21 protein-coding genes and 1 riboswitch are annotated in these 23,293 nt (G+C 60.3%); of the genes, 6 read left to right on the top strand and 15 right to left on the bottom strand.

From position 1 onward, the window contains the following. Positions 1 to 24: 24 nt before the first annotated feature. The 4 genes from AC5SEM_RS28560 to AC5SEM_RS28545 all read right to left on the bottom strand — a co-directional run bounded on the left by AC5SEM_RS28560 (position 25) and on the right by AC5SEM_RS28545 (position 2,898). Positions 25 to 633 carry a YqiA/YcfP family alpha/beta fold hydrolase gene (locus AC5SEM_RS28560; protein WP_077570573.1) on the bottom strand — a complete coding sequence of 203 codons (609 nt, stop codon included), beginning with the start codon at positions 631 to 633 and terminating at the stop codon, positions 25 to 27. A gap of 289 nt (positions 634 to 922) precedes the next feature. Then, the gene (cpdA, locus tag AC5SEM_RS28555; RefSeq protein ID WP_495471779.1) at positions 923 to 1,738 is read right to left on the bottom strand and encodes a 3',5'-cyclic-AMP phosphodiesterase; all 816 of its coding nucleotides are present in this window, start codon (positions 1,736 to 1,738) and stop codon (positions 923 to 925) included. A 99-nt stretch (positions 1,739 to 1,837) separates the two neighbouring features. Then, entirely contained in the window at positions 1,838 to 2,290 is a 453-nt protein-coding gene (locus tag AC5SEM_RS28550) for a DUF1249 domain-containing protein (protein ID WP_016985685.1), read from the bottom strand. Further along, entirely contained in the window at positions 2,281 to 2,898 is a 618-nt protein-coding gene (locus AC5SEM_RS28545) for an NUDIX domain-containing protein (protein WP_077570568.1), read from the bottom strand. The genes AC5SEM_RS28550 and AC5SEM_RS28545 overlap by 10 nt, the downstream gene beginning before the upstream one ends. A 228-nt stretch (positions 2,899 to 3,126) precedes the next feature. Between AC5SEM_RS28545 and AC5SEM_RS28540 the strand changes: the two genes are divergently transcribed. After that, positions 3,127 to 3,873, top strand: a complete 747-nt coding sequence (locus AC5SEM_RS28540) for an RsiV family protein (RefSeq protein ID WP_077570566.1) — start codon at positions 3,127 to 3,129, stop codon at positions 3,871 to 3,873. On the opposite strand, the gene cytX is transcribed toward AC5SEM_RS28540, so the two are convergent. Together cytX and thiC are read right to left on the bottom strand one after the other, a co-directional pair. Then, positions 3,842 to 5,134 carry a putative hydroxymethylpyrimidine transporter CytX gene (gene cytX, locus AC5SEM_RS28535; protein WP_495471778.1) on the bottom strand — a complete coding sequence of 431 codons (1,293 nt, stop codon included), beginning with the start codon at positions 5,132 to 5,134 and terminating at the stop codon, positions 3,842 to 3,844. The two genes, AC5SEM_RS28540 and cytX, sit on opposite strands and share 32 nt — an antisense overlap. Positions 5,135 to 5,290: 156 nt before the next feature. After that, positions 5,291 to 7,180, bottom strand: a complete 1,890-nt coding sequence (thiC, locus tag AC5SEM_RS28530; protein WP_495471777.1) for a phosphomethylpyrimidine synthase ThiC — start codon at positions 7,178 to 7,180, stop codon at positions 5,291 to 5,293. Between the two features lie 146 nt (positions 7,181 to 7,326). After that, positions 7,327 to 7,432, bottom strand: a riboswitch (TPP riboswitch). Positions 7,433 to 7,638: 206 nt separating this feature from the next. On the opposite strand from thiC, the gene AC5SEM_RS28525 reads away from it, so the two are divergent. After that, the gene (locus AC5SEM_RS28525) at positions 7,639 to 9,072 is read left to right on the top strand and encodes a TolC family outer membrane protein (RefSeq protein WP_038360286.1); all 1,434 of its coding nucleotides are present in this window, start codon (positions 7,639 to 7,641) and stop codon (positions 9,070 to 9,072) included. Between the two features lie 90 nt (positions 9,073 to 9,162). Here the strand turns inward: AC5SEM_RS28525 and waaA are convergent, their stop codons facing one another. Then, entirely contained in the window at positions 9,163 to 10,437 is a 1,275-nt protein-coding gene (gene waaA / locus AC5SEM_RS28520) for a lipid IV(A) 3-deoxy-D-manno-octulosonic acid transferase (RefSeq protein WP_495471776.1), read from the bottom strand. 11 nt (positions 10,438 to 10,448) lie between these two features. Then, complete coding sequence (locus AC5SEM_RS28515; RefSeq protein ID WP_123593028.1) at positions 10,449 to 11,345, bottom strand: LysR family transcriptional regulator; 897 nt, start codon at positions 11,343 to 11,345, stop codon at positions 10,449 to 10,451. Positions 11,346 to 11,454: 109 nt separating this feature from the next. Here AC5SEM_RS28515 and AC5SEM_RS28510 point away from each other — a divergent pair, with 109 nt between their 5' ends. From AC5SEM_RS28510 to AC5SEM_RS28495, 4 genes are all read left to right on the top strand, one after another. Beyond that, a complete protein-coding gene (locus tag AC5SEM_RS28510; protein ID WP_007915730.1) occupies positions 11,455 to 11,787 on the top strand; it encodes a DMT family transporter in 333 nt (110 codons plus the stop codon). 198 nt (positions 11,788 to 11,985) lie between these two features. Further along, positions 11,986 to 13,161, top strand: a complete 1,176-nt coding sequence (locus AC5SEM_RS28505) for an NAD(P)/FAD-dependent oxidoreductase (RefSeq protein WP_495471775.1) — start codon at positions 11,986 to 11,988, stop codon at positions 13,159 to 13,161. Continuing rightward, a complete protein-coding gene (locus tag AC5SEM_RS28500) occupies positions 13,158 to 13,970 on the top strand; it encodes an aldo/keto reductase (protein ID WP_495471774.1) in 813 nt (270 codons plus the stop codon). Before AC5SEM_RS28505 ends, AC5SEM_RS28500 begins: the two co-directional genes overlap by 4 nt. A 31-nt stretch (positions 13,971 to 14,001) precedes the next feature. Next, on the top strand, positions 14,002 to 14,964 hold the full coding sequence (locus AC5SEM_RS28495) for a metal ABC transporter ATPase (RefSeq protein ID WP_077570552.1): 963 nt from the start codon (positions 14,002 to 14,004) through the stop codon (positions 14,962 to 14,964). Between the two features lie 4 nt (positions 14,965 to 14,968). Here AC5SEM_RS28495 and AC5SEM_RS28490 read toward each other — a convergent pair whose 3' ends face one another. The 7 genes from AC5SEM_RS28490 to msbA all read right to left on the bottom strand — a co-directional run bounded on the left by AC5SEM_RS28490 (position 14,969) and on the right by msbA (position 23,227). Next, complete coding sequence (locus AC5SEM_RS28490; RefSeq protein WP_495471773.1) at positions 14,969 to 15,769, bottom strand: hypothetical protein; 801 nt, start codon at positions 15,767 to 15,769, stop codon at positions 14,969 to 14,971. 58 nt (positions 15,770 to 15,827) lie between these two features. Continuing rightward, positions 15,828 to 16,514, bottom strand: a complete 687-nt coding sequence (locus AC5SEM_RS28485) for a hypothetical protein (RefSeq protein ID WP_495471772.1) — start codon at positions 16,512 to 16,514, stop codon at positions 15,828 to 15,830. Then, positions 16,515 to 17,489, bottom strand: coding sequence for a glycosyltransferase family protein (locus AC5SEM_RS28480; protein WP_454562435.1), 975 nt, complete (start codon positions 17,487 to 17,489; stop codon positions 16,515 to 16,517). A gap of 130 nt (positions 17,490 to 17,619) precedes the next feature. Then, positions 17,620 to 19,041: a bifunctional D-glycero-beta-D-manno-heptose-7-phosphate kinase/D-glycero-beta-D-manno-heptose 1-phosphate adenylyltransferase HldE gene (hldE, locus tag AC5SEM_RS28475; protein ID WP_038360264.1), complete on the bottom strand. Its 1,422-nt coding sequence runs from the start codon at positions 19,039 to 19,041 to the stop codon at positions 17,620 to 17,622. A gap of 64 nt (positions 19,042 to 19,105) precedes the next feature. Continuing rightward, positions 19,106 to 20,506: a PIG-L deacetylase family protein gene (locus AC5SEM_RS28470; protein ID WP_495471771.1), complete on the bottom strand. Its 1,401-nt coding sequence runs from the start codon at positions 20,504 to 20,506 to the stop codon at positions 19,106 to 19,108. A gap of 4 nt (positions 20,507 to 20,510) precedes the next feature. Continuing rightward, a complete protein-coding gene (locus AC5SEM_RS28465; RefSeq protein WP_116032040.1) occupies positions 20,511 to 21,407 on the bottom strand; it encodes a GNAT family N-acetyltransferase in 897 nt (298 codons plus the stop codon). Beyond that, positions 21,401 to 23,227, bottom strand: a complete 1,827-nt coding sequence (gene msbA / locus AC5SEM_RS28460) for a lipid A export permease/ATP-binding protein MsbA (RefSeq protein ID WP_077570537.1) — start codon at positions 23,225 to 23,227, stop codon at positions 21,401 to 21,403. The genes AC5SEM_RS28465 and msbA overlap by 7 nt, the downstream gene beginning before the upstream one ends. Positions 23,228 to 23,293 lie beyond the last annotated feature (66 nt).

Here is a 23,293-nt window from a genome sequence, read left to right as displayed (position 1 = left end):
CATTCATGAAATAGGGGCAAGACTTCACAGTGCGGTGAAATCGATTGCCTGATACACATCGGCGCCAATGCCGGCAAAACTCAGCAACGCCGGCAATTGCCCGGCAAACCCCTGGAAACTGTGATCGCCGCCAGCCTGAATGCGCAAGGCACAGGCCCGGTAATACTGCTGGGCGAGGCGATAATCCAGTGTTTCATCGCCGGTCTGCAACCAGACCTGATAGCGCTGGGCATCCTGAGGCGCCGGCACTTCCAGTTCAGCCAGAGCGGTGACGTGGTCGTGGGTCAATTCCCAGGTTTCATCGGTATACAGGTTTTTCTGCGTGCCCAGATAGCCGTCGAACATCCGGTGCGGGCTGACCGCCGGGTTGACCAGCAGGGCTTTCAGGCCATGGCGCTCGGCCAGGTGAGTCGCATAGTAGCCGCCGAGTGAGCTTCCCACCAGCAGCGGGCTGCCCAGTTCGGCAATCGCTTGTTCCAACTGACCGATGGCTTCGCGCGGGTGGTGATGCAGGGCCGGAACACGCAGTTTGTCGCTCAAACCCAGTTGCTCCATCACCGTGACCAGCTGACAGGCCTTTTTCGAGGCTGGGGCGCTGTTGAAACCGTGGATATAGAGGATCGAACCGGACATTTGAGCTCCCTGGGTGTCGGTTTGGGTTTGCGGAGTTTACAGGGAGAGAAGAGCGGATTGGGGGTGGGCTTGATAATTTGGTGTGACAGCACGAGCTGCCCTCACCCTAGCCCTCTCCCGGAGGGAGAGGGAACTGAATGGGGGATATTTCAGAAGTACGCCGACCTGAAAGTAATTTGCCGAATCCATAATCGACTCGGTATTTCAGGTCGGCGTATGACGCCAGACACCTCGGTCGGCCCCCTCTCCCACCGGGAGAGGGCTGGGGTGAGGGGCTTTTGATCGAAAATCAGTAACCGTCAGAGCCGTAATCGACGGTGAAGGCAAAACCGGTAACGCGCTCAACCCCGGTTTCCAACCGCCCATCCGGCAACAACCGCAACCAGCGATACCCCGGCGCCTGCTCCCCGACCTTGAAATCCTCACTCCCCGGCTCGAACTGAATGCACGTCGAAGGCGAAGCCATCAAGCGCACGCCATTGCGCTCGCGATCAATCTCCTGATGCACATGCCCCCACAACACCGCGCGGGCCTGTGGAAAACGATCCAGCACCTCGAAAAATGCTTCAGGATTGCGCAAGCCAATCGGCTCCATCCATGCGCATCCAATCGACACCGGATGATGGTGGAAGCACACCAGATGATGACGCTCCGGCGCTTCGCTCAGCGAGCGGGCCAGCAGTTGCAGTTGATCGTCCTGCAAATACCCCGGCACCGAACCCGGCACAGCCGAATCAAGCATCGTCACCCGCCAGTTGCCGATATCCACAATCGGTTCCAGCAATGCGCTTTGAACGGCGGCGACCGCCATGATCTGTGGTTCGTCGTGATTACCGGGAATCCACCGCGCCGGGGCAGCGATCTGCGCGCTCAGCTGGCGAAATTGCTGATACGACTCCAGCGTGCCGTCCTGGGAGATATCGCCGGTGGCCAGAATCAGATCGATCTGCGGCTGCTGCCCCAGCACCAACTCAATGACCTTTTGCAGGCTGTCGCGGGTGTTCATACCCAACAGCGTGCCGTCCGCTTCAGCGAATAAATGGCTGTCGGACAACTGCACCAGCAACGCCGGATCGGCGGTGGTCAACGTGGATACGCTCGGCAAGGCGTTCTCCCAAGGCAAAAGCACGGAATCGATCGAGTGCCGCAATTATGCTGGGGGATGACAGAAAGAGGAAACCGCCGAACCGGACGCAGTTCACAACTAGCGTACGACTTCGTACTCGTGCCCCAACGCCAGGCAATGACTCAGCCATTCCCCCAGAAACAGATTGAGCTGAGCCTTTTCATCCGGCTGATGCATCGCCGCATTCGGATAAGGATAGATGCCACGAAAGCGTCGGGCATGTTCGGCGCTGACCACTTCAGCCATGCGCGCGTCGTGATAGACCTGCACTTCCAGTTGCGGCACCGGCAACCACGGCAGGCTGTGTTCCTGGCGCACTTGCAACGTTGTGGTGTACGGGCAGGTTTGCAGCACTTCGAGGGCCAGCACGCCGAGCATCTGCTCGCCCTGAGTCACGGCGATGCGCCGCGCCTCAGGCTCGTTGCGCATGTCCGGCAGCAGTCGCATCAGGCGCGCGTAGTTGGCCTCGCAGGCGGCTTGCAGCCCCACGAGGTCGACTCGATAGCGATCGCGCAACTTGTTTACGACCATAACCCCCTCACTTCGGCGCGGTTCAGCGCCAGCCATTGCAAAGCGATGATGCTCGCCGCGTTGGCAATGCGTCCGTCACGGACGGCCTGCAAGGCATCTTCAAAGGCCCAGACCGTAACGCGGATATCTTCTGCCTCTTCTTCCAGGCCATGCAGGCCGCCAACGCCGTCAGTGCTGCAACGCCCCAAGTACAAATGCACGAACTCGTTGCTGCCACCCGGCGACGGGAAATATTTGGTCATCGGCCACAGTGCCTTGATGTCCAGCCCAGCTTCCTCCTGCGCTTCGCGGTGAGCAACTTCTTCCGGCTGCTCATCCTTATCGATCAGACCAGCGACCAGCTCGACCAGCCATGGATTGTCGGTCTTGCCCATGGCGCCGATGCGGAACTGCTCGATCAGCACCACTTCATCGCGCTGCGGATCGTACGGCAGCATGCACACGGCATCGTGACGGACAAAGATTTCACGGTTGATTTCGCGGCTCATGCCACCGGCGAACAATTCATGGCGCAGGTGAACACGGTCGAGCTTGTAAAAGCCCTCGTAGCATTTTTCGCGCCGCACGATATCGACAGCGGTCGGAATGGCGTTGGCAAAATCAGTCATGAGCATCCTCTTTACTGCAGATCCATTACGAGGTTGCTCTGTGTGACTGGCAACCTCGACTTCGCGCCATCCTAACGCGCCCGAACGGTTTGATGCAGCCCCTTTACCGTCAGCGGGATGGACGGTGGAGGCGAAACCCACTCTAATTAGCTTAGTGGCGAACTGACTGCTTCTGCGAGAGTCGAAGCGGATATCTTTTTGCCTTCCCCTGCTTTCGAAAGGACGCCCATGTCGCTTTTCAAAATTGCCTCCGTGGCCGCCATTGCCCTGACCCTGGGCGCGTGCGCCAGCCTGTTCCAACCCAATTACCGCACGCCGCTGGAAACCACCCGCGATGCGTCGGAACAACTGAAACCGGGCTGTTCCAACCCGGATTGCCCGCTGGTAAACATCGACACCCTACGCTTCCCGGCCGAACCTGCGCTGGACGGCATCATCGAAAAACGTCTGCTGCAAATGACCCGCACCGAGAAAAACGCCCCGGTAGCGCCGACCCTGGCGGCCTACCGCGATCAGTTCCTGGCCAGCGCCGGCCCACGCAACAGCAGCTACCTGCAAGCGAAAGTACGTGAGCAGCATGACGGCTTGGTGATCATCGAGTTGTCGAGCTACCTCGACACCGGCGGCGCGCATGGCACCCCGGGTCGCGGCTTCATCAACTATTCGCGCCAGCAGCACAAAGTGCTGAACCTGTCCGACATGCTGATGCCGGGTCAGGAAGAGGCGTTCTGGAAAGCGGCGCAGGTCGCGCACAACAGCTGGTTGATCAGCACCAAGCTCGATCAGGAGCCGGAGTTCGTGGCGAACTGGCCGTTCGTGAAAACCCCGAACGTGGCGCTGACCTACGGCGGCGTGATCCTCAAGTACGACGTGACCACCATTGCGCCTTACGCGCTGGGCCACGTCGAACTGAAGATTCCTTATCCGCGCCTGAACGGCATTCTCAAGCCCGAGCTATTTCCCGGCCGTAACTGAAGGCCCGGCCCAGCACTAGCTGCAATAGCCCTGCCAGCACCAGCGCCGGCAGGGTTGCGCCGACATCCGGATACAGATTCGCCAGCAAGTGGTAGGTGCTAACGCCACCCAGCCACGCCAACAGCGCCGGCCAGCGCAATGCGGCCGACGCGACTTGAGCACTGCGCTTGCGCAGGATGAAGTGATCGACCAGCACCACGCCGAACAGCGGCGCAAACACCGAACCGATCAAGAGCAGGAAATTCTGGTACTGCGCCAACGGCGCCAGCAGGGCGATCAGCGTGCAGATCACACCGATGGCCAAAGCCAGATGCTCGACTTTCAGGCGCAACAGAATCCCGCTGGAAACCGCCGCCGAGTGAATATCGGCGAAGGCGTTTTCCGACTCATCCAGCAGAATCAGCAACAGCGGAATGCCCAGACCGGCACCGGCCAGAGCCAGCAGCAGCGCATTGACTTCACCGCTTGGCGCGAAGGCCAAAGTGTAGGCGACGCCGAGACTCATCAGCCAGAAGTTACCGATGAAGAAACCGACGGCAGTACCGCCGAAAACATTCTTCGCCCGCTTGCCGAAACGCGAGTAATCGGCAATCAGCGGCAGCCATGACAGCGGCATCGCAATGGCGATGTCGAAGCCCACGGCGAACGGCAGCGAACCGTCACCGGCACGCGACCAGAGATCGGCCAGATCGGCTTTGGCGAACAGGTTCCAGGTCAGCCAGAGGCACGCCGCCAGCAGCAGCCAGATGCCCCACTTGCGCAGAATCTGCCGCACAAAGGTCAGCGGCCCGCTGACCGCGAGCAAGGTTGCCAACGCACCGAAAAACAGCGTCCACAACATCGGGTTCGACCACAGCGAACCTTCGCTGAACGCGCGGGTACCAAGCAGGCTGGCCGCATCGCGCATGACGATGATTTCGAACGAACCCCAGCCGATCAGTTGCAGCAGATTAAGCAGCGCCGGCAGGCTCGCGCCTTTGCTACCGAGGCTGAGTTTGAGGGCGGCCATCGACGACAGACCGGTGTCACTGCCTATCACGCCAACGGCGGCCAGCAACAGTACGCCGACCAGCGTGCCAAGGAAAATCGCCAGCAGCGAACCGGACAGGCCCAGACCTGGCGCGAGCAATGCGCCGGTCTGCAGAACCATCAGGCCGATGCCGAGGGAGAACCACAGGGAAAACAGGTCGCGACCGCCGAATACACGCTTGTCGGCGGGCACGGCGAGGTCGGGAGAATAAGTGCTGGGTTGAATGCTCAAGGGTGTTATCTCAGAGGGACATTTTTGTTGTGTTGTGATCGTTCCCACGCTCTGCGTGGGAATGCCTCTAGGGACGCTCTGCGTCCAGTGACGCGGAGCGTCACGGGCTGCATTCCCACGCGGAGCGTGGGAACGATCAGTCTTGCAGCTTGCTGCTTACACTTTTTTGTACAGCTGACTGCCTTCCTTCTTGAACCGCTCGGCCTGTTCCGCCAGGCCTTGGGCGACGTCCACGTCGACCGCGTCGATCCGCTGGTTGGCCGCGTATTCGCGGACTTCCTGAGTGATCTTCATCGAGCAGAATTTCGGCCCGCACATCGAACAGAAGTGCGCGACCTTGGCCGAATCCTTCGGCAAGGTTTCATCGTGATACGAACGCGCGGTGTCCGGGTCCAGGCCGAGGTTGAACTGGTCTTCCCAACGGAATTCGAAACGCGCCTTGCTCAAGGCGTTGTCGCGAATCTGTGCGCCCGGATGCCCTTTGGCCAAGTCCGCTGCGTGGGCAGCAATCTTGTACGTGATGATCCCGGTCTTCACGTCATCCTTGTTCGGCAGGCCCAAGTGTTCCTTCGGCGTCACGTAGCAAAGCATCGCGCAACCGAACCAGCCGATCATCGCCGCACCGATACCCGAGGTGATGTGGTCGTAGCCCGGGGCGATGTCGGTGGTCAGCGGGCCGAGGGTGTAAAACGGCGCCTCGTCGCAGCACTCCAGCTGCTTGTCCATGTTCTCTTTGATCAACTGCATCGGCACATGGCCCGGGCCTTCGATCATGGTTTGCACATTGTGCTTCCAGGCGATCTTGGTCAGTTCGCCGAGGGTTTCCAGTTCGCCGAATTGCGCGGCATCGTTGGCGTCGGCAATCGACCCCGGACGCAAGCCATCACCCAGCGAGAAGCTGACGTCATAGGCTTTCATGATTTCGCAGATTTCTTCGAAATGCGTGTAGGCGAAGTTTTCCTTGTGATGCGCCAGGCACCACTTGGCCATGATCGAACCGCCACGGGAAACGATACCGGTCACGCGTTTGGCGGTCAGCGGCACGTAGCGCAGCAACACGCCGGCGTGAATGGTGAAGTAGTCGACGCCCTGCTCGGCCTGCTCGATCAGCGTGTCGCGGAACAGCTCCCAGGTCAGGTCTTCGGCCGCGCCGCCGACTTTTTCCAGCGCCTGATAGATCGGCACCGTGCCGATCGGCACCGGCGAGTTGCGGATGATCCACTCGCGGGTTTCGTGAATGTGCTTGCCGGTAGACAAGTCCATGATGTTGTCCGCGCCCCAGCGAATACCCCAGGTCAGTTTCGCCACTTCTTCTTCGATGGACGAACCCAAGGCACTGTTGCCGATGTTGCCGTTGATCTTCACCAGGAAGTTACGGCCGATGATCATCGGTTCCAGTTCGGTGTGGTTGATGTTGGCCGGAATGATTGCGCGGCCACGGGCGATCTCTTCACGGACAAATTCAGGGGTGATGATTTTCGGCACACTGGCGCCGAAGCTGTGGCCCGGGTGTTGCTGATCCAGCAGACCGGCGGCGCGGGCCACTTCAAGTTTCATGTTTTCGCGGATGGCAACGAATTCCATCTCGGGCGTGATGATGCCCTGACGCGCGTAGTGCATCTGCGTGACATTGCCACCGGCCTTGGCGCGGCGCGGATTGTTGACGTGGGCAAAGCGCAGTTTGGTCAATTCCGGATCGGCGAGGCGTTCGCGACCGAAGTTGGAACTAAGGCCGGCCAGACGCTCGGTGTCGCCACGGTCGTCGATCCACGCCGAACGCACATCGGCCAGGCCTTTGCGTACGTCGATCACCACGTTCGGATCGGTGTACGGGCCCGAGGTGTCGTAGACGGTGACGGGCGCGTTGATTTCGCCGCCGAAGTCGGTCGGCGTCACGTCGAGGGTGATTTCGCGCATCGGCACGAGGATGTCCGGGCGCGAGCCCTGAACGTAGACTTTTTGCGAACGGGTGAACGGCTTGACCGATTGCTCGTCGACCTTGGCCGAGTCACTCAGGTTGATCGCGTTTTTTGATTTTGTCGTCATCACGGGCTCTCCAGACAGCATCCAGGCAGTGGATTGTCGGAGCAGAACCTGAAAGGCACGGACGCACCAGGACCGGTGCTGTGCATCGTCGTCGAGCGTTCGATTGTCGAACAATTTCCCGGACGAAGCACAAGAGGACTCGCCGGGTGACGAGAAATCTTGTTCCCTACGCAGGCGCTAACCTGATCAGGTTCAACGGGATCCGAAATTATTCGATCTCAGCCTCATAGCAAGGCACCCCGACAAGAACCCGGCCAGTCTAGACACAACCGGCAAAGAACGCCAACACCGCAGCAAACACCATGATGAATGGCATAAATACAGGGGCTTGGCCGATTGTTGTGAGGCAAATGCGCAACTACACTCGCTTTGCCCCGCCACGCCTTGACGCTGTGGGGCCTGCGCCTTAACGTTGGCGCCCGGATTACTTCCATAATATTAATGCTAGGGATCGCCTCATGCTGCGCAAACTCTCACTGGCTGTTGCCGTGTCTTGTGCGTCCAACGCAATGGCCTGGGCAGCAGAAGCGCCCTTGTCGACCAAAACCGATCTGGTCAGCGTCTATCAGGAGGCGGTCGACAACAACGCCGACCTCGCCGCCGCCCGCGCCCAGTACGGCGCGCAGAAAGAAGTGGTGCCGCAGGCGCGTGCCGGGCTGCTGCCGAATTTGTCCGGCGGTGCCGAAGTGGCCAATGTACGGACGTCGATCGATCAGCCTTCGGCCACGGCCAATCGCAGTGCTCACTCGTATCAGGCGACCCTCGCCCAACCATTGTTCCGCGCCGATCGCTGGTTCCAGTACCAGGCCGCCAAAGACGTCAATGAGCAAGCCGCGCTGCAACTGTCGGCGACTGAGCAGAACCTGATCCTGCAATCGGCCGAAAGCTATTTCAACGTGCTGCGCAGCCAGGACAACCTCGCGTCGACCAAGGCCGAAGAAGCGGCGTTCAAGCGCCAGCTCGACCAATCCAACGAGCGTTTCGACGTGGGCCTGTCGGACAAGACTGACGTGCTGCAATCGCAAGCCAGTTACGACACCGCGCGGGCTAACCGCATCGTTGCCCAGCGTCAGGTTGATGATGCGTTCGAAGCGCTGATCACCCTGACCAACCGTCAGTACAACTCGATTCAAGGCATCGTCCACACGCTGCCGATCCTGCCGCCGGCGCCGAACGATGCGAAATCCTGGGTCGACACGGCGGCGCGGCAGAACCTCAATCTGCTCGCCAGCAACTACGCGGTCAGCTCTGCCGAGCAAACGCTCAAGCAGCGCAAGGCCGGCCACTTGCCGACCCTCGATGCCGTAGCCAAATACGAAAAAGGCGACAACGACGCCCTCGGCTTTTCCAACCCGAACGCCTTTGGCGTGCCGTACCGTGACAATGTCGAGCAGAGCACGGTCGGTCTGCAACTGAATATCCCGATCTACAGCGGCGGACTGACCAGCTCGCAAGTGCGTCAGTCGTATGAGCAACTGAATCAGAGCGAACAACAGCGCGAATCGCTGCGTCGACAGATCGTCGAAAACACCCGCAACCTGCACCGCGCAGTGAACACCGATGTCGAGCAAGTGCAGGCGCGCCGCCAGTCGATCATCTCCAACCAGAGCGCTGTGGAAGCCACGGAAATCGGTTATCAGGTCGGTACGCGCAACATCGTTGACGTGCTCGACGCGCAGCGGCAGCTGTACACCTCGGTGCGCAACTACAACAACACGCGTTATGACTACATCCTCGACAACCTGCGTCTGAAGCAGGCGGCGGGAACGCTGAATCCGGGTGATCTGGAAGATCTGCGGCGCTATCTGAAGGCTGACTACAACCCGGACAAGGATTTCCTCCCGCCGGATCTGGCCAAGGCTGCCGAGGCGCAGCTAAAAGCCCGGCCCTAAGCCTTAAAAGCAAAAGATCGCAGCCTTCGGCAGCTCCTACAGGAAACGTATTCCAATGTGGGAGCTGCCGAAGGCTGCGATCTTTTTGCTTTACTTGATCAGTCGGCCCAACCCATCCAGCAAACGCTGCAACGCGCCCTGATTGCGGCGCATCACCGCCAGCCCGGCGTCGGCCATACGCTGCGCATCGCGCGGCAATTCGAACAAGCGCTGCACCTCCACCGCCAGCCCTTCGGCATCATCCACTTCCGCCAACGCTCCGGCTTCGCGCAATTGCGCAGCAATGTCGAGAAAGTTGAACAGGTGCGGGCCGCTGATCACTGGTTTCGCCAAGGCTGCCGGCTCCAGCAGGTTGTGCCCACCGTTGGCGACCAGGCTGCCGCCGACAAACGCGCTGTCCGCCAAGGCATAGAGAAACAGCAACTCACCCATGGTGTCGCCGAGCAGCACCGACGTCTGCGCATCGACATTGGCCCCGGTCGAACGCCGCACCGTGGCAAAGCCTTCGCGCTGGCACAACTCGAACACCGAGTTGAAGCGTTCCGGGTGACGTGGCACCAGGATCAGCAGGGCATCCGGGTGATTAGCCAGCAAACGACGGTGGGCATCGAGCACCACTTCATCTTCGCCTTCGTGGGTGCTGGCGGCGATCCACACTGGACGTTCCAGCGCCTGCCATTGGCCGCGCAGATCAGCGGCGCGTTGCAGCAGTTGTGGGTCGATGGTCAGGTCGAACTTGATCGAGCCAGTGACTTCGACCGTTTCCGGGCGCGCGCCGAGATTACGGAAGCGCTGGGCTTCGGTTTCGGTCTGGATTGCGAAAAAACTCATTTCGGCAAGCATCGGCGCGGTCAGCTTGCTGAAGCGGCCATAGCCGCGTGCCGAACGCTCGGACAAACGTCCATTGGCCAGCGCCACCGGAATACCGCGTTTGGCGCACTGATGAATGTGATTGGGCCACAGCTCGGTTTCCATGATCACCGCAAGCTTGGGCTGAGCGCGATCAAGAAAACGCGCCGCCGCACACGGTAAGTCATACGGCAGATAGCAATGCTGAATGCGCGGTTCATTAGCGAACAGCGCCTGAATCCGCTCCGAACCGGTCGGCGTCATGCAGGTCACGGTGATCGGAAGCGTCGGATAACGTTGCAGCAAGGCGCGGATCATCGGCGCCGCAGCAATGCTTTCGCCCACCGACACCGCGTGCACCCAGATGCCGCCGGGTTGCAGCGTCGGCATGCCGTAGGAGAAACGTTCGCCAATCCGCCGGGCATACGCCGGTGCCTTGCGTGCGCGCAGCCACAGCCGAATCGCCACCAATGGCAGCCCCAGGTAAAACAGCGCGGTGTACAGAGTTCTATTCATGGCGGCGGAGTTTATCGGCTTTTGCCGCTGATCGCCCGCAAGTGCACGGCAAAACGTTCGGCCAGCCAACGCGCGGCCGGGCCGAGCGGTTCGTCGCGGCGCCAGACCAGTTCGACCACCAGTGCCGGCGGTGTCCATTCGCTGTCGAGTTCGACCATCAAGCCCTGATACGCCGAATACTGCACCACATGGCGCGGCAACCAGGCCCAGCCGAGATCACGCACCAGCCATTCGGACATGACGTAAAAACTGTCGGCACGCCACACCTGTGGGCTGGCCGGCTCGTTGCCGGGATAGACACTGGTTTGCGTCGACATCAGCAACTGTCGGTGTTGCGCCAGTTGCTGGCAGGTCACGTAAGACTGCTTCGCCAGCGGATGATTGATACCGCAGACGGTGACCATTTCCACGCTGCCGAGCACGCGGCGCTCCAGCGCTTCGGGGATTTCGTCGTGATAGAACAGCAAACCGAGGTCGGCCCGGCGCTCGACCAGTTTGTGTGCGACTTCGCCTTGGGCGGCGCTGGTCAGTTGCACTTCAAGGCTGGGGAATTGCTCGGCCAGTTCACCGAAACTTTCCACCAATGCCTGATAGGGCATCGCCTCGTCCTGGGCCACGCGCAGTTGCGCTTCCTGGCCACGCATCATCGCCATCGCCCGGCCATTCAGACGCTCGCATTGGCGCAGGACTTCCCGCGCCTCTTCCAACAACGCTTCGCCCGCCTCGGTGAGCGTTGGCTGGCGGCCGCTGCTACGCTCGAACAGGCTGACGCCCAAATCATCTTCGAGCATGGCAATCGCGCTACTGATCGCCGACTGCGCTTTACGCTGCTGGCGCGCCACGGCCGAAAACGAACGCTGCTCGGCAACGCCGATAAACACCCGCAGTTGATCGAGATTCCATTGCATGCTGACTCACCAACCCATCTTGTTAACAGATAGGTAATGACTTTACCCCATCTGGCGAATCTCTAGAATGCGGCTCAGCCAACAACGTTTCACCTTGAGGATTTGAACCATGAACGCCTACGCTTACCTGGCCATTGCCATCTGCGCCGAAGTGATCGCCACCGTGTCGATGAAAGCCGTCAAAGGCATCAGCACGCCGCTGCCGTTGGTGCTGGTTATCGTCGGTTACGCGATTGCGTTCTGGATGCTGACGCTGGTGGTGCGCACCGTTCCGGTCGGCGTCGCCTACGCGGTCTGGGCCGGTATGGGCATCGTGATGGTCAGTGTCGCGGCGCTGTTTATCTACGGGCAAAAACTGGATATCCCGGCGATGCTGGGGATGGCGTTGATCGTGCTGGGCGTCGTGGTGATCCAGCTGTTCTCGAAAACTGCCGGCCACTAAAGACAAAACACATCCCCCTGTAGGAGTGAGCCTGCTCGCGATAGCGATCTGTCATTCAACATTTATGTCGTCTGATAGACCGCTATCGCGAGCAGGCTCACTCCTACAGGTTTGCATTCCCTCTGTTGATCATCGACAAATCCGCCCCTTTCCCGAGTCTGTATACTGCGCCCTCGTCTTGAACACTGAGGTCGCTGCATGCCATCCGTTATTTCCACCGACGTTCTGATTGTCGGCGCTGGTGTCGCCGGCCTCTGGCTGAATGCGCGTCTGCGCCGTCAGGGTTTTTCGACCGTGCTGGTGGAAAGCGCCAGCCTCGGCGGCGGGCAGAGTGTGAAGTCCCAGGGCATCATCCACGGCGGCGCCAAATACGCGTTGCACGGTGCATTGACCGGTGCCTCGGAAGCCATCGCCGACATGCCGCGGCGCTGGCGTGAAGCGCTGGCCGGCGATGGCGAACTGGACCTGTCCGGCGTGCGCCTGTTGTCCGAGGCTCACTATCTATGGTCGCCCGGCACCCTCGCCGGCAACCTCACCAGTTTCTTCGCCAGCAAAGCCGTGCGCGGCCGGGTCGATCAGGTCAAGGGCGAGCAACTGCCGCCGGCCCTGCAAGACAAACGCTTCAAGGGCAAGGTTTACCGCCTCGCCGAACTGGTGGTCGACGTGCCGAGCCTGATTCAGCGTCTGGCCGATCTGGCCGGCGATGGCCTGCTCGCCGGGCAAACCATCGAGCCACTGCTGGAAGCGGGCGTGCTGGTCGGCTTGAAAGTCGACGGGCGCGAGATGCGCGCGCAGCGCATCGTCCTTAGCGCCGGCGCCGGCACCGCGCAACTGCTCGAACACCTCGGCCTCAGCCAGCCGGCCATGCAACGCCGACCATTGCACATGATCATCGCCAAAGGCCCAGGCCTCAAACCGCTGTACGCGCACTGCCTGGGTGGCGGCACCAAACCGCGCATCACCGTGACCACCCACCCGGCCGCTGACGGTCAGTGGGTCTGGTACATGGGCGGCGACATCGCCGAAAGCGAAGGTGTGAATCGCGAACCGGCCGAGCAGATCGCCACCGCGCAGAAAGAGATCGCACAGTTGTTGCCGTGGATCGACCTCAGCACCACACAATGGGCGACCCTGCGTGTCGACCGTGCCGAGCCACTGCAAACCGGCCTCACGCGCCCGGACAACGCGTTCCTCGCCGAACAGGGCCGTTTGCTGGTCGGCTGGCCGACCAAACTGGCGTTGGCGCCAGACTTTGCTGACCGAGTCATCGCCTCCCTTGAGCGCGACGGCATTCAGCCGCAAGCCGCCGAACCTTTGCCGGCGCTGCCAAAACCCCCAATGGGCGTTCCCGCCTGGGAGCAGTTGCTGCCATGACTATCGCCACCCTGCACAACCTTCATCGCCCATTGGGCAGCACCGGCCTGATGGTTTCGCCACTGGGTCTGGGCACGGTCAAACTCGGCCGCGATCAAGGCGTGAAATACCCCAACGGTTTTCAGATTCCCGGCGACGACGAAGCACGCATGCTGCTGCGTCAGGCGCGGGAATTGGGCATCAACCTGATCGACACCGCCCCGGCTTATGGCCGCAGCGAAGAACGCCTCGGCCCGTTGCTACGCGGCCAGCGGCAAGAGTGGGTAATCGTCAGCAAGGTCGGCGAAGAATTCGCCGATGGTCTGTCGCAGCACGATTTCAGTGCAGCACACACACGGATGTCGGTGGAACGCAGCCTGCAACGTCTTGAAACCGATTTTATCGACCTGGTGCTGGTGCATTCCGACGGCAACGACATGGCCATCCTCGAGCACGAAGAGGTTTACGCCACACTCGCGGCGCTCAAGGCCGAAGGCAAGATTCGCGGCTTCGGCTTCTCCGGCAAAACCGTCGAAGGTGGCTTGAAAGCCCTGGAGCAAGGCGACTGCGCGATGGTCACCTACAATCTGAACGAACAAAACGAGAAAGCTGTCATTGACTATGCTGCTGCCCACGGCAAAGCCATTCTGGTGAAAAAAGCCTTGGCCAGCGGTCATGTTTGCCTGAGCCCCGGCATCGATCCGGTGCGCGCCAGTTTCGAGTTGCTGTTCGCGCAGCCTGGCGTGGCCAGTGCTATTGTCGGCACGATCAATCCGCTGCACCTCGCCCACAACGTTGCGACCGTTGCCCAGGTCCTACGTGGTCACTGACGCCGCCTCGCGGCCTTAAGCAGGAGCCGATATGCCGCGCACGCTCATCAGAAAGAACCCAAGCAACTTCAAGACCCTGCCGCTGTTCGTCGAAGCCACCCCCGAAGGCCTGACCTATCAGAGCGTCGGCATGCCGCTGAACTTCGCGCAGACCTTGCAGCGGCGCAAACCGGTGAGCGTGGCCGATACCGAGCGCTTCTCGCTGGAACTGGCCAACCTCGGCGTTTCGGTACGCCTGACCCTGCATTGGCAGAATCGCGACTATTGGGTGCTGGTGCGCCAGCGCCGACAGGATCGTGGCGACGTCGTGCTCAAATTGATTTCCGGCTACGTGCCGGCCCACGAATTGAATATTCCGCTGCACACCGCCATTCAGGAAATTGCCGAAGAGTGTTTGCTCGAGACGCCAGAAGGCTGGCTCGGCGGACGCTTCAACGACACTTGGCTGCCGGCGCCCTACTCGGCGGCGTTGCACTACCGCGAGGCTTTGCCGTTTCGCCTGACGCCATTGTCCGGCTCGGCGCGCCCCATACGCAGCGCCAATCTGCAATTGCTCGAACGGCCTCGGGCCTACGTGCACCTGCCGACCGCCTCATTGCAATTGATCTACGATCTGCGCCTGGATGTGCCCAAGGAAGCAAAATCCTTGAGCCTGTTTCACGTTGACGAGCGTCTTGAAGGTGATCAACTGGTGGCCCGACTCGACCGCAAGCGCCCCGACCTGTACTTGATGCCACTCAAGGACGGCGCGCCACTGGCCGAGTTGTACACGCTCAAGCGCGACAAACTCATACCGGCCAGCACCCGAGGTCTGTATCTGGCCGAGAGCTTTGCCACCCAAACCGGCTGGGTCGTGCGCGAGGAGCGGATACGCTGGAAGGACTGGTTGGTGCAACAGGGCCTGCAACCGGCGAAAGCCCCGCGTCAGGGTCTCAAGCAGCTGAGTATCAAGGCGCTGCGATTAGTCGGGCTGGGTAAAAAAACCGCCAAATAGCGGTTTAGCGCCGGCGATCCCACCAGGTGCGCAACCCGGCGAAGAAATGGAAGTAGCGGTTTTCGCGCTTGCCCATGCCGCGCTTGGGCGAAAACGATTCTTCGGCAAAGGCACCGGTAATGCGCACCCGTGATGCCTGAGTCGGCAGCGTGCAGATTTTGGCATCGACCTGCTGCAGGGCATATTTGAGCAAGCGCTCGGAATGCAGCTTTCGGCCTGTCGCCTTGCAGAAATCGAAAATGCGCTCGATCCGCTTGCCGTACGCGACGTATGTATCGCGCCCGCAAATCGCAAACCGGTCGTTCAAGCCGCCCCACCACTGCCAGTCCGGAATATAAGCGTTGTGCTTGCGCACCTCAGGATGAGCGAAGACATAGCGTGGCAATGCGTTGTGAAAGAAATTGTCGGGGCGCACGAACACGACGAAATCCGGGTTGAAGGATTCGATCATGGTGGTCACGGTGTGCAGCGAATTGAGCTGATAGATCAGATTGCGCAGCGACGCATAGTCATCAGCCCAGGTATCGCCCTGCGCTTTGACCTGCTCGAAATCCCAGCGCTCCAGCACCCCCTCGGTCGAGGTCAGCGTGCCGGTCATGGATTCGAAGGGCTGGTAATTATCCGCCGTCAGCTCGCCTTTCTCGGCGGAACGCGAGTTCTGCACCTCATCGATCTTGTACAGGTGGTAGAAGCACTTTACGTCGCTGCCCGCAGGCAACTGCGCCAGCACGTTCTGTTCGATGGAGGGGAAACAGATCGGCGAATTCCTCGGGATCCCGAAAAAAGCCACGGCAATTTTCAACACTCAACAGCACCTTTTGAAAGTAGATCGGGCCTGCTGGCAACCGGATTCACGACGTGACTTACTTTTGCCGAAACAGCTTTTGCCACCAGCGCCGGGGCTGCAATGGCACCACGATGATGTCCGACTTCTGCAGCCAGTCACGCTCGTAATCCCACGCATGGCCACCCCACAGCTTTCCTGCTTCGTTGGAAAACCCGAGGGTCATGAGCTGATAGCTATAACCGGCGTGACCGCGCAACCAGTCGAACAGCACCAGCGTGTTGAAGCCGGTGGAAGGGCCGACATAGCGCTTGCCGCCCGGCCGATCGACCGGGTAGTTCCACAGCGGCGGCAGTGGAATGCGATCCCAGTACATGGCCACACGTGGCAGTGGACACATCGGTGCGGCGCAGCCCACCAGCATGCTGAAACAGCGCTCGCTCGCTTGTTCGAACATCCGCTGTACCGGCGGTGCGTAAGGCAGACCAAAAAAATACGCGTCGGGCGCGTTGTAGCCATGCACGAAGACATTGACACTGTGCTCGTTGAGCAGCGCTGCCTTGATGCAGGTATTGAAGCTGACGACGACGTCATCGACGCCAATGTTCAGCGCCTGAAAGTCCGCCGCTGTGATAGCCGGATTGTTGGCAATCAACACGACCCGGGGCGCACGGCCCAGACAGTCGAGAAGCTCAGCAGGCAAAGCCTCCAGCACGGATTGATCACCACCGGGCAGCGCATCCAGCGCCATGTGTTCGTCCTTCATTTAAACCGGCACCTTCATCCCGTAACGCAGCTTGACCCAGAAGCGTGTGAACGCTGAAGGCGGTTGCCAGGGGCGCATCTCACGCTGGATTTCCGTGGCCAGTGCCTGACCGACACGGGCAAAGGAATAGCGGCTTTGTGCGAATTCCTGGCCGTTGCGGGCAATGCGCTCTGCCAGTTCCGGATCGCTTTGCAGCAGTTTGATCTTCTCCACCGCCTCTTCTTCGCTGCGGTAGAACACGGTGTTGTGCATGTCTTCAAAACCGAGCAAGCGGTCTTCTTCGCCCTGGCTCCAGGCCAGTAGCACACAGCCGCAGGCCATGGCTTCGTAGTTCTTGATCATGAACTCGTTCATGCCGATGTCGGCGCTGACGAAAATCCGGATGCGATTGAGCGTCTGCAGGTATTCCTCACCCGACTGGGTGCGGGTCACCAGCATCCCGGTACGCTTCGAGAGCGACTCGAGCATGGCTTTGCGCTCGGCATACTCGGTGCTTTTCAGGCTGCCAAGAAAGCCGATCGGAATGTCCCGCTCAACGCCGGTGTTGTGCAGCATCTGCTCGTCATAGCCTTTGGAGACGAACACCGTGTCGATGCCTTCGGCGAGCATCTTGCGCGCGACCACGGCACCGGACACCAGCGCCCGACAACTTGGCAGACGACGATAGAGCCGTGAATACACGCCCCGATACTTACTCGCCGGCATGTAGTTCTGGTAGGCATCGTGCTCGAGAAACACCAGCCCGGGAATGCACTTGAGCACCTGCAGTTGCGTGGCCAGACGCTTGACCCGGGAGAAAATCACCACGCGATCAAAGGTCTGGTAATCGACCGAGGCCAGAAACGACCCCAGATTCAACTGCTGCTGTTTGCTCAAACGATAGATGAAACATTCATCACAGTTCTGCTGCACGATGTCGTAGAGCCGGTCGAGAATGACCCGCTGCTCGTCCATCACCAGGAGCATGACTTTCATAAGTTAATTGACCACGCGACGTAGGCAGGCAAGCGCATCGGATTCAAAGCTGCCTACATCAACGGAAACGGTAAAATCCCCAAGGCAAAATCCGTTCACACGCAGTACACAACGGTAAAAATTCATCTGATCAACGACTGCGGATCTTCTCGACAATCGCAGTTGTCGAGCTGTTTTCCACAAGTCCCAAGACCTTCACGGTACCGCCGTAAGCGCTGACGATATCAGCCCCGACCACCTGATCGATGCCGTAATCGCCGCCCTTGACCAGCACGTCCGGTTTGACCTCGCGCAGCAGGTTTTCCGGGGTGCCTTCAGGGAAACTGATCACCCAGTCCACCGCGCCGAGGCCGGCGAGAACCGCCATGCGTCGATCAACGCTGTTGATCGGACGGCCCGGGCCTTTGAGGCGGCTGACCGAAGCATCATCGTTGACCGCGACAATCAGACGATCGCCCTGTGCTCGTGCCTGTTCCAGATAGGTGACATGCCCGGCATGCAGGATGTCGAAGCAGCCGTTGGTGAAAACGATCCTTTCGTTGTGCGCGCGGGCATCGGCCACGGCGAGCAGCAACTGCTCCAGACCCAGCACACCACGCTCGGAACCTTCTTCACGCTGGATGGCACGACGCAGTTCCGGAGCACTGATGGCGGCAGTACCGAGTTTGCCAACCACGATGCCGGCGGCCAGATTGGCCAGCGCAACGGCGTGAGGCAGGTCTTCACCGGCAGCAATCGCTGCGGCCAGGGTCGAAATCACCGTGTCACCGGCACCGGTGACATCGAACACTTCACGGGCACGCGCCGGCAGGTGCAGCGCCGGCTGATCCGGACGCAACAGCGTCATGCCATGCTCGCCGCGCGTTACCAGCAGCGCGCCGAGTTCGAGGTCGTGCATCAGGGCGGCGCCCTTGCTCACCAGCTCATGCTCGTCGACACAACCGCCGACGATGGCTTCGAATTCGCTGAGGTTCGGGGTAATCAGGCTGGCGCCACGATAGATCGAGAAATCCTTGCCCTTCGGGTCGGCCAGCACCGGGATGTTCTTCGCGCGGGCGGCCTGGATCAGCGCCTGATGGTTTTTCAGGGCACCTTTGCCGTAGTCGGAAAGTACCAGCACCTTGATGCCTTCGAGCAGATCATCGACCTGCGAGCCAAGGGCCAGCGCGTCGGTGGCGAACGGTTCTTCAAAGTCGATACGCAGCAGTTGCTGGTGCCGGCTCATGACCCGCAGCTTGACGATGGTTGGCTGGTGCGCAATGCGCTGGAACAGAGCGCGTACGCCCGCGCCTTTGAGACTGTTGCTCAGGCTGTCGGCGGCTTCGTCGTCGCCGGTCACACCGACCAGCGACGCCGGCGCACCCAGCGCGGCAATGTTCAAGGCAACGTTCGCGGCGCCACCCGGACGGTCTTCGATCTGCTCGACCTTAACGACCGGCACCGGCGCCTCAGGGGAAATCCGTGAGGTTCCGCCATGCCAGTAACGGTCGAGCATGACATCGCCGACTACCAAGACCGGGGCTTGATCGAAACGCGGCATGGACAACTTCATGGAGCAACCCACATACAAAATGAACAGGGGCGCGATATTAACACAGGGTAAAGCGCCGTCCGCCTCAATCTGAAAGGTCGCGTACCCAGAACAATTCGTGACGCCGGACCGCTTTGCGGAAAAACTCGTTACTGCCTGTGTCAGGCCAGCGGCGACCCGCCAGACCTTGCTGGATCCAGCGGCGCAATTGCCGCTTGAACGCCTGCCCCCCCTGCAGATCGTGCTCCATGGCCAGGGCCATGGCTTTGTCCAGTTGCACATCCGCTGACAACAGCGGGCTCCATAGCCGGTCAGCCGGCAACGGTTCGATGGCTGGCGGCAGCGCAATCCCCGCACCGGCAGGCCCCATCGGCCAGCGATCGTTGTCGTGCAGGTGATTGGCGTACATCAGCAGGGTGGCCGGTTTCCAGCTACTCAGCGCGATAGCCTGAAGCAGCGCTTGGGTAGACGCTACATGATCACTGTGGGGATCGAGTTCAGGATGGGGCGTCACCACCACTTCTGGACGATAGTGCTCAAGCAGGGCCTGCAGGTCGCCCAGCAGATTTTGCCAGGTCGGCTGCCCATCGATGTCGGCGGGCAGGGTCAACGGATTGTGCCGGCGCACGCTGCGCACATCGTTTTCCTGCGACTCACGGGAGCCGAACGCCTTCGCAGGCGCTTCGGCCATCGAGGGCAGTTGCAGGCAGTAATAACCCAATTGCACACAGCGATCGGCAGGCACGCCCCCCCACAGCGGGATCACCAGACTGTCCCAACTGCGCAAGCGACCCTTCAAACGTGCGGCGGCTGCTTGATCAAGGCCCAGACGCTGAAAGTCTTCAGCTTCGATCTCGCCCTGGGTCAGGGTGACAATACTGACGTCTTCGCATCGGCTGTACAGGCCGAATGCGGCAAGTTCCGCATCATCGGCATGGGGCGCAATGACCATCACCCGCTGGCGGAAATACTCAGGATTGGCCATGACCCATAACACGCCCGTCGCAGCGGGTACGCAATATCGGCCACGCAGCGCCAGATTCCCTTGCGCCAGCGCATCGGCCTGACCGGACAGATTAAGGAAACGCCGCCCTTTGACGCCACGCTCGAAGTCCTGGCGATCATCACCCACCTCAACGCAGGGATCGAGCCAGCGCCCCAGCCATGTGGATTTCACTTTCAGCTCGAGCACCAGCGTCTCGCCCTGCGCCAGCGGCTCGCTCAGGCGCACCACGCCGCCCTCAAGGCTCACGGCCTGCCGCGCGGTTTGCGCCGGAAAGTCATAGTGATAGTCGTCAGCAGGCCGGTAGAACAAATGGTCGGCAAACCAGGCCTCGTGTGCGACCCAGGCCAGCGCCAGCAACAACGGCACCAGCCACCACGCAACCAGCCATCCGATCAGCAACAACCCCACCAGAAAGGCAATCAGGAACAGACGCTTGTTGCGCCGATGGGCCTTGAGAAGCTGTTGCTTGCGAGCGCTCATGAAATCAGACCTTGTAGACCGGCACCGTGTGGCACCAGCGATCCTTGTATTCACGGTCGGCGCGACCGAATGAATAACGCAAAGGCTTGCCCAGCGCTTGCGCGTGCGCCCAGGCCTCTTGGGTGTTGACGAAACTCAGCACACTGCCGGGACTGAACTCGCGACTCTGCGGGTCAACGCCACCGTTGATGTATTCCAGCGAAACCCATTGCGGGGCCTCGACGCGGTACAGCACCTGAATGGCCACGGGCGCCGAATCGAGCATCGCCACGGAACCGGTCATGAATTCGCGCAGCAAGGTAAAGACTTCAACCAGCCCGGCCTTGCCCGGCACCTCGAAGCCCCAGCGACGCTGGAACAAATCGCCATAAGCGGCAGCCTGTTCCTGCGGGGTAAAGTCGGACATCGGCACCAGCGATCCGCCCGCCTCTTCCAGCAGGCGCTGTTCGCGACGCTGGTTGTAGCGAAACTTCTTCGAATATTCTTCCGGCAACCGGGCCAAGGCCAAACCCTCAGGCTGCGGCTTCAACGTGCTGATCTGCTCGGCATTGAGCTGCGATACATAAGCCATGCGCTGGCGCACCGGCACGCTGATATCTGGCGCGATCGGCAGAATGATTTCTGCATTGCCCATGTCCAGCAAGCCACGCTTGCCCTCGCGCTTGAGCACTTCCTTGGACAAGGCGACATGCCGGCCCCAGCAGGGGATGGCGGCCAGCACCTCACCGCCAACGATCCAGCCCAGGTAACGCAATTCGATGCCTAGAAATGTCGACAAGCGCTCGACGACTTCGGGATGCGTGGCAAAGCTGCCGCCGAAATGCTGCCAGGCCTGGGCGTAGCTGTCGCGATCGATTTCAGTCCAGCCACGCTCGCGAAAGCTGCGAAACATTTTCAGCATACGTTGGTCACGTGCGCCGGTTGTGGCTCGTCACCCTCTTCGAACTCTTTGGCGTGCAGACGGGCGTAATAGCCGTTTTGCTCGAGCAATTGCGCGTGAGAGCCGCGTTCAACGATGCGCCCTTCATCCATGACCAGAATCAGGTCGGCTTTCTCGATGGTGCTCAAACGGTGGGCGATCACCAGGGTCGTGCGGTTTTTCACCACATGATCCAGTGCCGCCTGAATATGCCGCTCCGACTCGGTATCAAGCGCAGAAGTGGCCTCGTCGAGAATCAGCAGCGGCGCATCCTTGAGCAGCGCCCGGGCAATGGCAATGCGCTGACGCTGGCCACCGGACAGCAGCACGCCGTTTTCGCCAACCATGGTTTCGTAACCCTGCGGCATCTTGATGATGAACTCATCAGCATAGGCTTCGGTGGCCGCGCGCTTGACCTCATCGAACGGTGCGCCAGCCAGATCGCCGTAAGCGATGTTGTTGGTCACCGTATCGTTGAACAGCGTGACCTGCTGGGTCACCAGAGCAATCTGCCGACGCAGGCTGCGCAGGGTGAAATCCTGCACCTGCACGCCATCAAGCAGGATCTGGCCCTGGGCATGATCATGCTGGTAAAAGCGCGGAATCAGGCTGGCCAGGGTCGACTTGCCACTGCCCGAACGTCCCACCAAAGCGACCATTTGCCCCGGCTCGACGACGAAGCTGATGTCGTTGAGTACCGGTTTTTCGGTATCGGGATAGTGGAAGCTGAGGTTACGCACTTCCAGACGGCCTTCGAGACGATCCTGCTCGACCGTACCCTGATCCACTTCCGCCGGCTCATCCAGTTGCTCGAAAATACTTTCGGCACCGGCGACGCCCTTCTGGATAGTCGAACTGACTTCCGACAATTGACGAATCGGTTTAGGCAACAGACCGGCCATGGTGATGTAGGCCACCAGATCGCCCGGCGATGCGTCGCCGCGAAGGTACAGTACGAGGAACATCACCACGGCCATGGCGCTGTACGTCACCAGTTGCAACATCGGCGTATAAACGGCGCCGGTCTTGGTCATCGTCAACTGCTTGTCGGTGTTGCTCTGGCTGGCATCACGAAAGCGATCCTTTTCGTACTGCTCGCCGCCGAAGCTGCGCACAACGCGGTAGCCATGAATGGTCTCGGACGCGACGTGCGTGACGTTACCCATCGAGACCTGGATCTTCTTGCTCTGCTTGCGGAATTTCTTGCTGGTGCTGTTCACCATCAAACCGATCAACGGCAGGATGGCGACCATCACCAGAGTGAGCTTCCAGTTCATCCACAACAGCGTGCAGAACAGGAAAATCACGGTCATACCTTCACGGATGACGACTTTGATCGCATCCGTTGCCGCACCGGTGACCATCGTCACGTTGAAGGTGATCCGGGAAATCAGATGGCCGGAATTGTTCTTGTCGAAGAAGCGATTGGGCAACTCCAGCAATTTGTTGAACAGCACCACCCGCAGGTCATGCACCAGGCCCAGAGAAACCCGCGCCAGGAAGAAGTTGCCCAGGTACGAGCCCACCCCCTGCCACAGCGCAATGAACACAATCATCAGCGGCACGGATTCGAGCAGCTGCAGCTTGCCCAGATACGGGTTGCCCGGAAACAGACTGGCTTCAGGATTGGCCAGACCGTCGACAAAGTATTTGAGGATGTAGGCGAGCATCGGTTGAGTCGATGCGAAGATCAGAAACCCGACGATGCTGAGAAGGAAAAGGCCGGCGTAAGGCCGCACGTAAGCCAAAAGGCGGAAATAGATCGCCAGCGTGGACTGGGCTTTCGGTTCAGGACTGCTCATGGTGATCCGCGCAATTCAGTGAGGCGGCGATGATATCACACGCGTTTTTGCCCCGATAAACATGAC

The sequence above is a fragment of the Pseudomonas sp. CH61 genome, assembly GCF_059429415.1.
Note: the sequence above shows the minus strand (reverse complement) of the source record. Positions and strands in the feature narration are given on the sequence as shown.